Source organism: Acinetobacter sp. YH12069 (genome assembly GCF_013419675.1).
GTDB lineage: Bacteria > Pseudomonadota > Gammaproteobacteria > Pseudomonadales > Moraxellaceae > Acinetobacter > Acinetobacter amyesii.
Map to the genome: position 1 here is coordinate 68503 of NZ_VOZS01000014.1, position 14908 is coordinate 83410.

15 protein-coding genes are annotated in these 14908 nt (G+C 42.5%); 7 read left to right on the forward strand and 8 right to left on the reverse strand.

The genetic code is table 11. The features are described from left to right. Nucleotides 1-152 precede the first annotated feature (152 nt). From leuC to leuB, 4 genes are all read left to right on the forward strand, one after another. On the forward strand, nt 153-1601 hold the full coding sequence (gene leuC, locus FTU16_RS11965) for a 3-isopropylmalate dehydratase large subunit (RefSeq protein ID WP_180055611.1): 1449 nt from the start codon (nt 153-155) through the stop codon (nt 1599-1601). 114 nt (nt 1602-1715) lie between these two features. After that, nucleotides 1716-2366: a 3-isopropylmalate dehydratase small subunit gene (leuD, locus tag FTU16_RS11970; protein WP_078189721.1), complete on the forward strand. Its 651-nt coding sequence runs from the start codon at nt 1716-1718 to the stop codon at nt 2364-2366. 109 nt (nt 2367-2475) lie between these two features. Further along, nucleotides 2476-3039, forward strand: coding sequence for a hypothetical protein (locus FTU16_RS11975; RefSeq protein ID WP_168377913.1), 564 nt, complete (start codon nt 2476-2478; stop codon nt 3037-3039). Between the two features lie 41 nt (nt 3040-3080). Beyond that, nucleotides 3081-4160, forward strand: coding sequence for a 3-isopropylmalate dehydrogenase (gene leuB, locus FTU16_RS11980; protein WP_078192754.1), 1080 nt, complete (start codon nt 3081-3083; stop codon nt 4158-4160). Between the two features lie 74 nt (nt 4161-4234). Here leuB and FTU16_RS11985 read toward each other — a convergent pair whose 3' ends face one another. The 3 genes from FTU16_RS11985 to infA form a co-directional block, all read right to left on the reverse strand. After that, nucleotides 4235-4681 (reverse strand): hypothetical protein, encoded by a 447-nt coding sequence (locus FTU16_RS11985; RefSeq protein ID WP_257227129.1) that lies wholly within the window; start codon nt 4679-4681, stop codon nt 4235-4237. 114 nt (nt 4682-4795) lie between these two features. Next, complete coding sequence (locus tag FTU16_RS11990; protein ID WP_078189718.1) at nt 4796-5170, reverse strand: hypothetical protein; 375 nt, start codon at nt 5168-5170, stop codon at nt 4796-4798. A 153-nt stretch (nt 5171-5323) separates the two neighbouring features. After that, a complete protein-coding gene (gene infA / locus FTU16_RS11995; protein ID WP_001284370.1) occupies nt 5324-5545 on the reverse strand; it encodes a translation initiation factor IF-1 in 222 nt (73 codons plus the stop codon). Nucleotides 5546-5776: 231 nt separating this feature from the next. Between infA and FTU16_RS12000 the strand changes: the two genes are divergently transcribed. Beyond that, nucleotides 5777-6784 carry an AraC family transcriptional regulator gene (locus FTU16_RS12000; protein ID WP_180163333.1) on the forward strand — a complete coding sequence of 336 codons (1008 nt, stop codon included), beginning with the start codon at nt 5777-5779 and terminating at the stop codon, nt 6782-6784. A gap of 129 nt (nt 6785-6913) precedes the next feature. On the opposite strand, the gene truA is transcribed toward FTU16_RS12000, so the two are convergent. From truA to asd, 5 genes are all read right to left on the reverse strand, one after another. Further along, nucleotides 6914-7711: a tRNA pseudouridine(38-40) synthase TruA gene (gene truA / locus FTU16_RS12005; RefSeq protein WP_078189716.1), complete on the reverse strand. Its 798-nt coding sequence runs from the start codon at nt 7709-7711 to the stop codon at nt 6914-6916. 16 nt (nt 7712-7727) lie between these two features. After that, nucleotides 7728-8690 (reverse strand): asparaginase domain-containing protein, encoded by a 963-nt coding sequence (locus FTU16_RS12010; protein ID WP_180163351.1) that lies wholly within the window; start codon nt 8688-8690, stop codon nt 7728-7730. A 49-nt stretch (nt 8691-8739) separates the two neighbouring features. Then, nucleotides 8740-10050 carry a fimbrial protein FimV gene (locus FTU16_RS12015; RefSeq protein ID WP_180163334.1) on the reverse strand — a complete coding sequence of 437 codons (1311 nt, stop codon included), beginning with the start codon at nt 10048-10050 and terminating at the stop codon, nt 8740-8742. A gap of 75 nt (nt 10051-10125) precedes the next feature. After that, complete coding sequence (locus FTU16_RS12020; RefSeq protein WP_180163335.1) at nt 10126-11550, reverse strand: hypothetical protein; 1425 nt, start codon at nt 11548-11550, stop codon at nt 10126-10128. A gap of 143 nt (nt 11551-11693) precedes the next feature. After that, nucleotides 11694-12812, reverse strand: a complete 1119-nt coding sequence (gene asd / locus FTU16_RS12025; protein WP_180005293.1) for an aspartate-semialdehyde dehydrogenase — start codon at nt 12810-12812, stop codon at nt 11694-11696. Between the two features lie 185 nt (nt 12813-12997). Between asd and FTU16_RS12030 the strand changes: the two genes are divergently transcribed. Both FTU16_RS12030 and FTU16_RS12035 read left to right on the forward strand, forming a co-directional pair. Then, nucleotides 12998-14125, forward strand: coding sequence for an endonuclease/exonuclease/phosphatase family protein (locus FTU16_RS12030; protein WP_180110580.1), 1128 nt, complete (start codon nt 12998-13000; stop codon nt 14123-14125). 371 nt (nt 14126-14496) lie between these two features. Then, the gene (locus FTU16_RS12035) at nt 14497-14802 is read left to right on the forward strand and encodes a hypothetical protein (protein ID WP_228144755.1); all 306 of its coding nucleotides are present in this window, start codon (nt 14497-14499) and stop codon (nt 14800-14802) included. Nucleotides 14803-14908: the final 106 nt, after the last annotated feature.

A 14908-nucleotide genomic window follows, 5' to 3' on the forward strand; every position in this document is an offset into this window, starting at 1 on the left:
TCAATGGTGATTAAAATGCAGCGGAAATCAGCAGTTAAATATCATTCCTATAAGTTTTTAAACTAATAAAAATGATAAATTAGATTTATGTGAATACGTGGTTATAATCGATTTAACGAAAGAATTTACCCAGTCCAGTGGAGCAAATCGACATGGCAGGCGAAACCCAAAAAGCGGAAACCCAAATAAAAAAAACCTTGTATGACAAATTGTGGGATGACCATCTAGTAAAACAACGAGATGATGGCTCTTCATTATTGTATATCGACCGTCATTTATTGCATGAAGTGACTTCTCCACAAGCCTTTGAAGGGCTACAACTTGCAGGTCGTAAACCATGGCGTTTAAGCGCTAACGTGGCAACGCCAGACCATAACGTACCTACGTCTACTAAGGAGCGTGCTGAAGGTATTGCGGGTATTGAAGATGATACCTCACGTATCCAAGTGCAAACTTTAGATGACAACTGTAAAACCTTTAATGTTGCCCAGTTTGACATCAACGATGTACGCCAAGGGATCGCGCATGTAGTTGGGCCTGAACAAGGTTTAACGTTGCCGGGTATGACCGTGGTGTGTGGTGATTCACATACTGCAACGCATGGTGCATTTGGCTGCTTGGCACATGGTATCGGCACATCTGAAGTTGAACATGTGTTGGCGACTCAATGCTTAGTTCAAAAGAAAATGAAGAACATGTTGGTGCGTGTTGACGGTCAATTGGGTCAAGGCGTAACTCCTAAAGACGTGGTTTTAGCAATTATCGGTAAAATCGGTACGGCAGGTGGTACAGGTCACGCAATTGAGTTTGGTGGTCAAGTATTCCGTGATATGTCGATCGAAGGTCGTATGACGGTGTGTAACATGGCGATCGAAGGTGGCGCGCGCGTGGGTATGGTGGCTGTCGATGACAAAACCATTGCCTATGTAAAAGACCGTCCATATGCACCGAAGGGCGAACAGTGGGATGCTGCAGTAGAATATTGGAAGACTTTAGTGTCTGATGAAGGCGCGCATTTTGATACTGTTGTGGTGTTGCAAGGTGAAGAGATTGAGCCACAAGTGTCTTGGGGGACTTCTCCTGAGATGGTGATTCCTGTATCTCAAGCAGTGCCAACTTTAGAACAAGCTAAAGATGACGTACAGCGTAATGACTGGACACGTGCATACAACTACATGGGCTTAGAAGCGGGTCAGGCATTGGCTGATATCCAGTTAGACCGCGTATTCATTGGTTCATGTACCAACTCACGCATCGAAGATATCCGTGCAGCGGCTGAAGTGGCCAAAGGCAAAAAAGTGGCGGCATCGATTAAACAAGCCATGGTGGTTCCGGGTTCAGGTTTAGTTAAAGCACAAGCAGAAGCAGAAGGCTTAGATAAAATCTTAATTGAAGCAGGCTTTGAATGGCGTGAGCCGGGTTGCTCAATGTGTTTGGCAATGAATGCTGACAAGTTGCAACCGGGTGAGCACTGTGCATCAACGTCTAACCGTAACTTCGAAGGTCGTCAAGGTAATGGTGGTCGTACGCATTTGGTGAGTCCAGCAATGGCAGCAGCTGCGGCAATTGCAGGTCACTTCGTTGACGTTCGTACATTCTAGTTTAAGCCCTCATCCCAACCTTCTCCCTGAGCCATATCATGGCGCAAGAGAAGGAGTTCCCTCTCCTTTTAGGAGAGGGTTAGGGAGAGGTCACGGATTCAGTGAGAAATAAACATGAAAAAATATACCGTTGAACAAGGTATCGTTGCACCATTAGACCGTGCCAATGTTGATACAGATTTAATTATTCCAAAACAGTTTTTGAAATCTATTAAGCGTACAGGCTTCGGAGCCAACTTATTTGATGAGTTGCGCTATTTGGATGAAGGCTATTTAGGTCAGGACATTTCAAAACGTCCGATTAACCCCGATTTCGAATTGAACAAACCGCGTTATCAAGGTGCGTCGATTTTGATCTCTCGTGCAAACTTTGGTTGTGGTTCGAGCCGTGAGCATGCGCCTTGGGCATTAGAAGAATATGGTTTCCGTACTGTCATTGCACCAAGCTATGCGGATATTTTCTTTAATAACAGCTTTAAAAATGGCATGTTGCCAGTGATCTTGTCTGAAGAGATCGTCGATCAGTTATTTAAAGAATGTGCTGCATCTGAAGGCTATCAATTAACCATTGATTTGGCTGCGCAAGAAGTACGTACACCGAGTGGTGAAGCATTTACATTTGAAGTCGATCCATTCCGTAAACACTGCCTATTGAATGGCTTGGATGATATCGGTTTAACCTTACAAGCAGCCGATGATATTCGCGCTTATGAAGAAAAAACCAAAGCATCTCGCCCTTGGGTATTTGCAGAAATTAAAGCTTAAGTCAGTGTCACTGTAGAACTTCTTAGTAGTCAGTCGGCTTAAGTCTTGCTAATATCAGGCGAAACAAAATTTATACGTTAGCCAGAATTTATCAGGTTGGGTTCGAAAAATGAAAAAGTTCTTCGGTCAGCTGGTTGTAACGGGAGCGCTGTTCGCAACGCTCTCTGCCTGTCAAAGCTTTGACACGGCACGCATTAAAAATGTGAAAGAAACTGAAAGTACAAAAAATAATGCTCTGATTTACTGTGCAGGTACAGCGCATTGTGAATTTGAGCGTTTTGATCAAATACAGGTGGTTGATCCAAATAATCAACATGTACAACGTGCTGCGATTAAAGCAGGCATTGTACGGTTGAATGGTCGTTCATTGTCTGAGCCTAATCCTTTGTATTTGTCTGTACCTTCAGGTCAGCATGAAGTCGTGATTCGCTATTATCCAATTTCTCAGGAAAAAGCAGAGCGCTTGCATGTCATTCACAACTTTAGGTCCAAACACGAGTACACCTTTAAAATGTACCGTGAGCGTTCAAAAAACACAGGCAGTTTACTAGATAAATCTGCGCCTGATCCGCTCTGTGTAGACTTAAAGCAAGGTGCAAAAACGATTCGACGTTTCTGCCGACCCTACAATGTCCTCACAGGACTTGGTGAGTTTGTAGAAAAGAAACTTTAAATCCGACTGGTAATCAAGCCAGCGTATAAATGGAAAGACTCATGTCAAAACATATTTTGATTTTACCAGGTGATGGTATTGGTCCTGAAATCGTGAAAGCGGCTGAACAAGTGCTGACACGTGTAAACGAGAAATTCAACTTAGGTTTGACTTGGGAACAAGGTCTTTTAGGTGGTGCAGCGATCGACGCGCACGGTTCACCTTATCCAGAAGTAACAGCAGCACAAGCGAAGACTGCTGATGCGATTTTATTGGGTGCAGTGGGTGGTCCTAAGTGGGATACCATTGAGCGTTCAATTCGTCCAGAACGTGGCCTATTAAAAATTCGTTCAGAATTAAATTTATTTGCCAATTTACGTCCAGCAATTCTTTATCCGCAGCTTGCAGATGCGTCGAGCTTAAAACCTGAAATCGTAGCAGGTTTGGATATCTTGATCGTACGTGAGTTAACTGGCGGGATCTATTTCGGTCAACCACGTGGTATTCGTGAACTCGAAAACGGTGAAAAACAAGGTTTCAATACTGACGTATATGCTGAATCTGAAATCAAGCGTATTGCCAAAGTTGCTTTTGAAATGGCGAACTTACGTGGTGGTAAGGTATGTTCAGTGGATAAAGCCAACGTACTAGAAGTGACTGAGCTTTGGAAACAAACTGTAACTGCGTTAAAAGAAGAGCAGTATCCTGAAATTAACTTGTCTCATATGTATGTTGACAATGCTGCCATGCAATTGGTCCGTGCGCCAAAACAGTTTGATGTAATCGTGACAGGTAACTTGTTCGGCGATATCTTGTCTGATGAAGCGGCGATGTTAACCGGTTCTATCGGCATGTTGCCATCGGCTTCTTTAGATGAAAATGGTAAAGGTATGTATGAGCCTTGCCACGGTTCAGCGCCAGACATCGCAGGTCAAAACATTGCGAACCCATTAGCTACAATTCTGTCTGTTGCTATGATGCTACGTTATACCTTCCGTGAAGAAGCGGCGGCAAAAGCGATTGAAGATGCAGTAGGTAATGTCTTAGATCAAGGTTTACGTACAGGTGACATCATGTCAGAAGGCAGTACTCAAGTCGGTACTGTTGAAATGGGTCAAGCTGTAGTTTCTGCATTGAACTAATGGCGAATCAAAAAACGCAGCGTTTATGCTGCGTTTTTTTGTGCCTAGAAATTATCAATCCTAGAATTGATGCGCTAACAGGTGCGACCAGTTAATCGGACATCAGTTGCAATATTATGCTTTATGCGAAATTGAATAAGGCAGTTTAACTCAACCTCATAGCGTGTATTTCCACTGGGAATCGGCACAGCAGCGCCGCTGCCCATGCGCATCGCAGGATTTTCCGCCATCGGTAAAGGAATACTGATCGGGCGTGTAACACGATAACGAAGGTAGTCTGAACTGACCTCTACGGGAGAGGTTCTTTGATAGCCGAGTTTGCTGAGATTAAGTTCTGCTTGAATCGTTTGGCTCGATTGACCAATAAATGAGGCTAAATAGCGTTCACGTTCAACGGAGGATATCGTTGATGTCGTGCTACAGCCAGCCAACAATACGATGCTTAGAACGTATCCCATGCTCAATATTGGGCGAATAAAACGCTGATCTTTGTAAACCTGATGTTCTAAAATAAATTCCATGGGTTAGTTCCTCACGAAATAAATTCAGTTTAGTCAGTTCGGTCTGTATAACACTGTAGTCATTTGATACACGGTCATCCGAGCAAGATTAGCCTCTAGGATTCTCATGCAGGATCAACAAGCTCTGCCAACATAGTCAATGGATTCAACTATTTGATTGCGTAATTTGAACTCGATTTTACATTCCATATCGACAGTGACACCACCTTTAGACGGCGTTGGGATAGGGGCGCCCATGGCTATACTGGTGCCGATATTTGGTGTACCAATCGGGATTGGCATCGAGCGTAAAATGGTATAACTGAGTTTTTCGTTGCTTTGTACGGGTGCTCCCATCACTTTATAGCCCAATTGACTCAAGTTGAGCTCTTTACGAACTTGATCAGCTGGCTGTCCAATATAGTGTTGTAGGGATTGATTGAGTTGCTTTTGGCCTGTCGTGGCGCAAGCAACACAAAAGATAGCACCGACTAATCCTAGATGTTTCATATGATTTTATGTCCTTATATTTTGAATTTTATAATCGAATTTTTATGTTTTTAGACTGTAAAGGAAAGCAAATTTGCAGTCAATTTTTATCATTGTATTGAAATAAATACAAAAAAAGCCACTGATAAAGTGGCTTTTTCGCTTCGCTAAAACTTAGCGCGCACGGTAAGTGATACGACCCTTAGTCAAATCATAAGGTGTCATTTCTACTTTAACACTGTCGCCAGTCAAAATACGGATATAGTGTTTACGCATTTTGCCAGAGATGTGAGCAATCACTTCATGACCGTTTTCTAAACGTACACGGAACATAGTATTAGGAAGCGTCTCGGTGACAACGCCTTCGAACTCGATGAGTTCCTCTTTATTGGCCATAGCCTACCTGAATGAATAAATTAGCAAGGCGCAAATTATAGTCAATTTTTTTTCAGAATACAAGCCGTAAAAGGCTTTGAACTGATCGACTGTCAGTAAAATAAGCGAACAATTTAGTTAAATATTTTCAACAAAAAATGTGCAGTAACTGTTGTCAGTTTGGTCAATCGCAGTTAATCTAAAATCAATCTTTTTAGGTATAAATGAAGTACATACAAGGAAGGTTCTGGAGTGGGTCAGCTAACTGATGCATCTGTTGTGTTGCGTTTAGGGTATCAAGCGATTCGTCGTGCCGGATTGCCAACAGAAGAAATTTTAACAAAAGCGGGTGTGGCATTAAATCAGGTTGAAACCAATGACCGTACCCCATTGAATGCACAATTTGCATTCTGGGTGGCTGCAGAAGAAGTCAGTAAGGATCCTGATATTGGTTTGCATCTGGGAGAGCATTTGCCTTTATATCGAGGGCAGGTGATTGAACACTTATTTATTTCATCTGAGAATTTCGGTGAAGGTTTAAAGCGGGCTTTGGCCTATCAACGCCTCATTAGCGATGCCTTTCATGCGCAATTGGTGATTGAAGATGACCGCTGCTATTTGACCAATGGTCATCAGTCTTGGGCAGAAAATATCGTGAATCGTCATTTTTCTGAATGCGCGATGTCGGGTGTTTTGCGTTTCTTTAAGTTTATTACTGAAGGGCGTTTTCAGCCAATTTATATCGACTTTAACTTTAGTCAGGGCGCGCCAGATGATGAGTATTTCCGTGTCTATGAATGCCCTGTGAGTTTAGGGCAGAAAGAAACCCGATTATATTTTGATCCGGCTATTTTAGAGTATCAATTGTGGCAGGCAGAACCTGAGTTATTACAATTGCATGAGCAGTTAGCGATTGAAAAACTTCAGGAGTTGGCGCGTTATGATTTGGTTGGTGAAGTTCGCCGTGCTATTGGTTCAACGCTTGAAAGTGGTGAAACCACACTCGAAACGGTCGCTGCACAGCTCAACATTACCCCACGTCGTTTACGGACTCAGTTGTCAGAAGCCAATACCAGTTTTCAGCAAATTTTGTCAGACTATCGCTGTCGTTTGGCTAAAAAATTATTGGCCAATACCAATGAAAGTGTGGAGCGCATTGTTTACTTAACGGGTTTTTCTGAGCCAAGTACGTTCTATCGCGCATTTAAACGCTGGACCAATGAAACGCCCGTGGAATACCGTAAGCGGAAGCAGCGTTAAGGTTGATCTTCGATAAAATCCTTCCCTAAACAGAATCCCCCCTTTGAAAGGGGTACTTTCATTTTTAGAACCTAGCAATGGCGAAAATGACACTCATCCCTCTGTGAAAGGGAGGTTGGGAGGAATTTTTTATTCAGGCATATTTAACCAATGAGGTCCCAGCGGAACTTGAGGAAGTTCAAACTGTGCTGGATAGTCTGCATGGATAAAATACAGCCCATCGGGCGGTGCGGTGACACCAGCTGCTTTTCGGTCTTCAGCCGCAAAAATGTCGTCAATATGGTCAACGTCATACATACCTTGCCCAATTTCCAATAAACAGCCCATTATGTTACGCACCATGTGATGTAAAAAACCATCGGCCTGAATATCTAGGACCAAGTAGCATCCGTGTTGGATCAGACGGCAATGGCTGACATGACGAACAGGCTGATTGGACTGACAGGCTGCGGCACGGAAGCTTTCGAAATTATGAGTGCCTTCAAATTTGGCCGCGGCACGTTGCATTTTTAGCACATCTAGCTTGGCATAAACATGAGTCACTTGCTTGTGCAGTAAAGCTGGACGTTGTGGATTGTTATAGACCACATAGCGATAACGACGTGCTTGCGCTTTAAAGCGGGCATGGAAGTCCTGATCCATTTCCTTAATCCATTGGATGGAAATATCACGGGGTAATTGGCTATTGCTGCCCATTAACCATCCACGAATGGGACGAATCGCCTGAGTATCGAAATGTGCCACCATATTGGTTGCATGGACACCAGCATCTGTTCGGCCAGCACCGTGCAACATGATTGGCTCATTGGCCACTTTACTGAGGACGGTTTCAATGGTTTCTTGCACGCTTGGTACGCCCGGTTGCTGAGTTTGCCAGCCCTTGTATTGCATGCCACAAAACTCAATCCCAATCGCAAAACGTTGCATAGTTACCTCAAATGACTTAATCGTTCCAATGCGCAGTCCAGTCTGCGTCACTGCCGTATTGTAAATACATTTTCAAACATTTGGCATAAAGATCTGCATGCCCCAAACAATTACTCAGTAAAATTCCGCTGTCTTTGACCCAGTCACTCACAGCATAGCGCTGATCTATACCGCCATGAACAACCTGTGTACTTAAGATAATTTTGCAATTTTTTTGTTGTATGGCTTTCAATACATTGAGTAATTCAGCATCAACGGCAATGTTGCCTGTGCCAAAACCTTGCAGAATCAAAACGTCTGGCGTGTGTGTAAGCAGAGTCGTTAAATTTTGACTGTGTAGCTTGGTTGCAATCGGTTGCCACATCCAATTCAGGCAATTGAAATGAGCCGCTTTGTCTAAATCATTGGCCTGAACAATATAAGGCGATGTCAGCATTGAAAGTGGCTGTGTGGCTGGCAGCCCATCAAAGGCTTTCAGATCGGTTGTATGCACTTTCAGTGCGGATTGAGCATGCATCAATTGATGGTGAAAGGCCAAATAAACCCCAACACTCAATTGATGTACCGATTCCAATGCAAAATTTAAATTGTCGATGGCATCGGTAAATTCACGGGTGTTGTCACCAGCCACATTAAACAGCGGATATTGGCTGCCTGTTAGCACGATATGAGCAGACTGTCCCATAAAGTGTGCAAGCACTGCGCTGGCATAGCTAAGCGTGTCTGTGCCATGAATAATTACGAAATGCTGAAATTGTTGTAATTGTAAGCTTTGAATTTGTTGGATCAGTGCCAGCCAGTCGGGTGCGGTACAGGCACTACTGTCACGAATGACAGGTGCGACAAAACATTCAATGTTAAGGTGCAGTGGCAGGACATGCTGTAATTTAGGTAAAAACGCATTCGCTGGCATGGGGCTTAAAGGTTCACCGATACAACCAAAGGTACCACCCATATAAATAAGAGCAATTTTTTTCATCATAAAAAAAGCAGCCTTGAAAGACTGCTTTAGTTTAAATCGCTTTTGCTTAAGATGCGATTTGATTCAGTAACTGATCTGCTTGTTGACGTTGAGATGAAGAAAACTCAGCCTCTTTTTCAGTTAAAATTTCACGTGCAGCGTCATAAGCACCCAGTTTGATGTATTGCGCTGCCAATTCAAGATTCAATTCAATTTCATTGACTTCAACCAGTTCAGGGAATGATTGAACCAATGGATCATTTTGGTCTGTAGCAGATGGGGTTGACGGTGTGCCTAAACCGCTAATGTCAAAACTCACACCACTTGAAGCAGGTGCGGCAGGTTTAATTTCAGGCGTAGACTCAAGGTTAATCTCTGTTGCAGGAGCAACAACCGCTTCTTCTGTTTTTGCTATTTCAAAAGCACCTAAGTCAAAGTTTAAGGTTGGAGCTTCAACTTTGTTTTCTTCTACCTCTGGTGTTTCTGTTGTAAATGAAAAATCTAAAGGCTCGATTTTATCTTCTACAGTTTCTGTTTTGGTTTCAGCCGCAGCTTCAGTGCTTGGGGCAAAGTCCATTGCAAAATCAATCGGTTTGATTTCTTCAACGGCAGGAGATGGCTGAGCAATCTTTTCGGTTTTCGGTGTCGCTTCAAGTGCAGGTTCTGGTGAAATTGAAAGCGTGTCAAATTCAAGCGGCTGTATTTTTTCAGCAGGAGCACTTTCAACTGGGGTAGAAATGTCTGCTTTTGCAGGCGTTTCAGTGGTGAAATTAAAATCTAGTGGTTTAATTTCGGCTGCTTTGGGCTCAACAGGTGCAGCAGTTGAACTTTGCATTAAAGCATCAAAATCAGAGGTATTTTGAGCTTTTGATGGAACCTCTTCAGTGATCGGTGATACAAAGTTAATGGCATCATCTTTCACATTTTGAGAATTTTCAAACTCTACTTTTTTTGCTTCAGCTTGTTCTAAAATTTCATCGAGTTCAAGTGAACGAATATGGCTCAGCAATTGGCTGATGGCAAATTCGTCTTTTTGTAAAATGTGAATATCTAATAGATATAGATATAACTCATGTTGTGAGTTGTCACGTTTTAATGATTGATTAATTTGCGCTTCAGCAGAAAAGAAATTACGTTCCGCAATTAATTTTTCAATTTTACCACGAGCATCGGTCGTTAACGGCGTCATTGATTTTTTTTCAATGACACTGCTTTCAACCACTTGAGTTTTCTTCGGAGTCGCTTTGGCCGAAACACCCGTTTTCTTGGTTTTAGTGGATGTTGGTTTGGCTTTATCTGATTCTTGACCTTTTTGGCGTTTGTTTAAAAAAACCAATACGATCACTAAGATCACTAATGGAATCACATAAATCAGCATGTTTTAACCCCTTGGAGATAGAGCGATATACAGTTGCACTCATCCCTATAAAATCTTGATTGGTAACGTTTTAGTTTATTGGCTTCTTTTATCTGCTTGTTGAGCTTTCAACTGTTGTTGCAATTGGGCAAGACGAGCATTTAATAATTGAATTCTGTGATCCTTTTGATTTAGCGCCAATTCTAATTGAGTTACGTTTCTCTGTAATTTAACGGTTTTTTCACGAGATGTCATAACTTTTAATGACAACTCTTTCGAAGTTTTATTCTTTTCTGCTGCACTGTTGGCAGAAGATTGTGCCGAATCTTGCGCTTTCTCTGCAACCAGACTCATTTCAGCTTGATTTAAGCGGTATTTGGTTTTGCCTGACTGCTTCGAAGGCACTTTGGTAAGTTCTGTAGCAGAGACTTTGACAGGCTGTTTTGCTTGCTGCATACCATGCAGATTTAAGGCAGCACCACGGCGCAGACGGTTGACATCGCCTTGAATGAATGCATGTTCGTTACTGTTTTTAATCTGTTGCATGACTTCAGAAACAGGGCGGTTTTGTTCTGTCGCAATACGTGAGGCAATCCCCCAAAGGCTTTCATTCGAGCGAACCACATATTTTGCCGCTGGTGTTGCTGTCGATGCAGCTGCAGTACTTGTTGGTTTTGGTGTAGATGTTGTTTGAGCTGTCGTTGTTGGATTTTCACGTTTCTGTGCTGCCTGTTCCGCAGCAAATTTTTGTGCCAATGGGTCTTGAGATCTTGCAGTTGATGCTGTTGCAGCTTGCATTTCTGAACTGACAGAACCGGTCGAATTGGTTTTTGTAACTTGCGAAATTGATGTTTCAGCACCTGATGAAGTACTTGCGCTATTTTGCTCCGCAGGTGCAACGCTATAATTTTGCACATGCGTGACAGGTTCAATCGCAACAGGCGTTGACGTTGCTAATTGTGCTAACTTCGGCGGTGTTTTGGTGCTGAGTAATAAGGGTTGTTCTGCAGCTACAGGTGCTTTTGCGGTGTAAAGGGTGCTAACAGGTAAATTTAAGGCAATTTCTTTTTCATTTACGATCACAACAGGTGCTAAAGCACGCTCATTGGCACGGGTTTGAGTCGCATTCGACGGCGCTGGATTGCGTTTTAATGGGGTACGAATTTGTTGCAGGCGTGAAGCATTACCTTCTTTAATATTGACAATAAAATTAAGCTCAGCCTCGGTCACTGGACGCGAAGAGGTAATGGTAATTACCCCATTGCCCGCACCATCACGACGCGTGAAGAAGTTTAAATGCCCCGGTGGTTGATGCCCTGTACCCATACTCAATAAATCCTCTGCCGTGGCTAAACTTGCATTGAGCGGCACAGATGTATTTGAGTGGCGAAAATGAATCTCAGCGTACAGCAATTCCCCGGGTGCTGACTGGACTTGTACAGGATCAATGCTGATCGCTTGAATGTTTTGAGATGCAATAACGGCTAAAATGGCGATCTTTAATTTGTTATATACGGTCATCTTAATCTTTAGCTCGAATATATGTCGCATGGCGAAAATTATAGATTAGCGAGTTGTCGAAGAATTGTAAAATATTTACACGACAGTTACATAAAAAAGCCGATCAATTGTGATCGGCTTCTTATTCAGAGACTTAAAAATGCTTAAGCATTTTTATAATCAATGAGAATTCTTAGCATACGACGTAAAGGTTCAGCAGCACCCCAAAGCAATTGGTCACCCACAGTGAATGCACCTAGGTATTCTTTACCCATATTGAGCTTACGTAGACGACCAACTGGAACAGACAAGGTGCCAGTTACAGCAACAGGAGTCAGATCAGTCATTGAAGCTTCACGCGTATTCGGAACCACTTTAGACCAATCGTTGGCACTTGCGATGATATCTTCGATTTCATCCAGTGGAACATCTTTACGAAGTTTTAAAGTCAATGCTTGTGAGTGACAACGCATCGCACCAATACGGACACAGTGTCCATCGATTGGAACGATTTGCTGGTTGCCTAAGATCTTGTTGGTTTCAACTTGACCTTTCCACTCTTCTTTCGACTGACCGCTTTCAAGCTGTTTGTCGATATAAGGAATGAGAGAACCCGCTAAAGGCACACCGAAGTTTGCAGATGGGAAACCTTCGCCACGTTGTAACTGTGCAATTTTAGAATCAATATCTAAAATTGGTGAACGTGGGTCATCTAGCAAGTCTTTGGTGTTGTTATACAAGTAGCCCATACCTGAAATCAGTTCACGCATGTTTTGCGCGCCTGCACCAGAAGCCGCTTGATACGTCATAGACGTTGCCCATTCCACTAAATTATTTTGGAATAGACCGCCTAAACCCATCAGCATAAGTGAAACGGTACAGTTACCGCCCACGAATGTTTTTGTACCTTTCACTAAGCCGTCTTTGATTACGTTCATGTTTACTGGGTCAAGTACGATGATCGCTTCATCATCCATACGTAAAGTCGATGCAGCATCGATCCAGTAGCCATTCCAGTTTTCTGCTTTAAGCTTAGGGAAAACTTCAGTCGTATAATCGCCACCTTGGCAGGTGATAATGACATCCATTTGCTTCAGACTATCAATGTCCGTTGCATCCATAAGTGCTGGGGCAGTCTTACCACCAAACGCAGGGGCTTCACCACCTGCATTACTGGTAGAAAAGTAAAACGGTTCGAAATGAGCGAAATCGTTTTCTTCAACCATACGTTGCATAAGGACGGAACCAACCATCCCGCGCCAACCGACCAGACCTACTTTCATGTCACTTTGCCTCGGTGCGTTAAAAAAATAAAAAGGGGGTTCGAGTGTACCAAAAGGGCGCATAACTGCAAGCGCTACATAATGAAAACACCAATAATATTGTGCAATATATCTTGTTTATGTTACATGCAAAACTGATATAAATTTATGAATCAATAAAAAATAAAGAATATAAGGGAGGCGTAATGATTTGGATTGAAATACTGGCGGGCTTCGTCATTTGGTTGACATTTTGGTCACTCATACCACGAGATGAATGGTGGTTTCGTGGTGCAGATTTTCCGCGTCTGCAAATCTTGGCTTTGGGCATCTTTGCCTTCATAGGCTTAATTTTATGGAATGCTGAATGGGACTTGGCGCGTGAAATCATTTTAATTGGGTTGATTGCTGCTTTGGCATATCAATTAAAAATGGTTTTGCCTTATACCTTTATTTGGAAAAAACAAGTCAAAAAAGTTCGATCAGACCAGCTAGATAAACAGAAACAAATTTCAATCATTGTCTCAAATGTACTTACGGCGAATACTCAATATCACTTATTATTGGCACAAATACAAAAGCATCAACCTGACTTAGTACTCACGCTAGAAACAGATCAAACTTGGCAAAATGAATTGGCAGTGATTGAAGCTGATTATCCTTATCGCGTACCCGTACCTTTGGATAATTTGTATGGCATGCATTTGTATAGCAAGTTAGAACTTAGTGAAACTGAAGTCAAATTTATTCTCAGTGATGAAATTCCTTCGATCCATACCCGAGTCACCTTAGCATCAGGAAATCAGGTTCAACTGTATTGTTTACATCCCAAACCGCCAAGTCCAACAGAAGCCAAAGATTCAACTTTACGCGATGCAGAATTGCTGATTGTGGGCGATCAGATTAAAGATTTAGATGAAAGTTGCATCGTTATGGGGGACCTGAATGATGTGGCATGGTCACGTACTACACGACTCTTTCAACGAATCAGTGGGCTTTTAGACCCACGTGTTGGACGGCATTTCGTAAATACCTTTCATGCCAATTATCCACTGCTGCGTTGGTCGCTCGACCATATTTTTCATAGTACAGATTTTGCATTGGTACATATGGAACGCTTGCCCAATATCGGTTCAGACCATTTTCCAGTCTATGTGGTGCTGCAAACAGGCAGGGTATTTGAGCAAATCCAAGAAGAATTAGAGCAAACAGATGAAGATGAACAAGAAGCGCAAGAGGCAATTCAGGAGGGTATAGAAAAAGCTGAGGAAGAGGAGAAGATTGTGACTGATGAAATCGCCCGTGATTATAAGGATGGTACGAAGGCACCTTGATTTTGTTTGATTTAAGAGAAAAGTGTAAGAAATAGCTTACACAGCTTTCGGCTTCTGACGAATGGTCAGGTCAAGTGTATTGACTTATTCTTTGTTCATCGGCACATGGAACTGGGAACGGAACATCCCACTAAGGAAGACGAAGCCGATGGAAGCATCACGGAACGGATGCAGGAAAGGAAAGCCAATAAAAAATAAAAAGAATACTTGTGAAAGCACAACCTCATAGACCCGAGTTTTGCAGGATGCAGAACTCGGGTTTTGCTTTTGTGATATAGAATTTTTTGCTTTTCTTTTGATCAATTTCTTTATACAGTGTGCCAAGAAAAAAACGATGAATTTCCAATAAAAATATAGGTATGAGACGTTCTATGCTGTCCGAATGGCACCAAAAAATATTGCAGATTACACACTTATCCACCGATGCACTTTCCATTTACCTTGGCTTAATACTGTTCTTTTTTGTGGCCTTTTGCCATCACCGCCAATTGAAATCACCTTATGCGATTTGGACTGTTGTGGTCGTCGCAGTGGGATTGGAATTGTTTAATGCACGCCATGATATTTTAGATAGAGGCTTTTGGCGTATAGGGCAAAGTTTGAAACATATTCTAAATGTCATGTTGTTGCCGCTAATTCTTTGGTTGATGGCCCGATACCGTGTGTGGAAGGGCTAAAAGTGGAAGCGCGAAATTGAAGGGCTAAATAGTAGGGTTGAATCACCATTGAGTCATTCATAATAAAAAGGATATTGTGTATTTCACAATATCCTTTCTAGATGCT

What these genes read in the sequence shown, in the direction of transcription:
- leuC (WP_180055611.1), top strand. Translation starts at nt 153, where the DNA reads ATGGCAGGCGAAACCCAAAAAGCGGAAACCCAAATAAAAAAAACCTTG.
- leuD (WP_078189721.1), top strand. Translation starts at nt 1,716, where the DNA reads ATGAAAAAATATACCGTTGAACAAGGTATCGTTGCACCATTAGACCGT.
- FTU16_RS11975 (WP_168377913.1), top strand. Translation starts at nt 2,476, where the DNA reads ATGAAAAAGTTCTTCGGTCAGCTGGTTGTAACGGGAGCGCTGTTCGCA.
- leuB (WP_078192754.1), top strand. Translation starts at nt 3,081, where the DNA reads ATGTCAAAACATATTTTGATTTTACCAGGTGATGGTATTGGTCCTGAA.
- FTU16_RS11985 (WP_257227129.1), bottom strand. Translation starts at nt 4,681, where the DNA reads ATGGAATTTATTTTAGAACATCAGGTTTACAAAGATCAGCGTTTTATT.
- FTU16_RS11990 (WP_078189718.1), bottom strand. Translation starts at nt 5,170, where the DNA reads ATGAAACATCTAGGATTAGTCGGTGCTATCTTTTGTGTTGCTTGCGCC.
- infA (WP_001284370.1), bottom strand. Translation starts at nt 5,545, where the DNA reads ATGGCCAATAAAGAGGAACTCATCGAGTTCGAAGGCGTTGTCACCGAG.
- truA (WP_078189716.1), bottom strand. Translation starts at nt 7,711, where the DNA reads ATGCAACGTTTTGCGATTGGGATTGAGTTTTGTGGCATGCAATACAAG.
- FTU16_RS12010 (WP_180163351.1), bottom strand. Translation starts at nt 8,690, where the DNA reads ATGAAAAAAATTGCTCTTATTTATATGGGTGGTACCTTTGGTTGTATC.
- FTU16_RS12015 (WP_180163334.1), bottom strand. Translation starts at nt 10,050, where the DNA reads ATGCTGATTTATGTGATTCCATTAGTGATCTTAGTGATCGTATTGGTT.
- FTU16_RS12020 (WP_180163335.1), bottom strand. Translation starts at nt 11,550, where the DNA reads ATGACCGTATATAACAAATTAAAGATCGCCATTTTAGCCGTTATTGCA.
- asd (WP_180005293.1), bottom strand. Translation starts at nt 12,812, where the DNA reads ATGAAAGTAGGTCTGGTCGGTTGGCGCGGGATGGTTGGTTCCGTCCTT.
- FTU16_RS12030 (WP_180110580.1), top strand. Translation starts at nt 12,998, where the DNA reads ATGATTTGGATTGAAATACTGGCGGGCTTCGTCATTTGGTTGACATTT.
- FTU16_RS12035 (WP_228144755.1), top strand. Translation starts at nt 14,497, where the DNA reads ATGCTGTCCGAATGGCACCAAAAAATATTGCAGATTACACACTTATCC.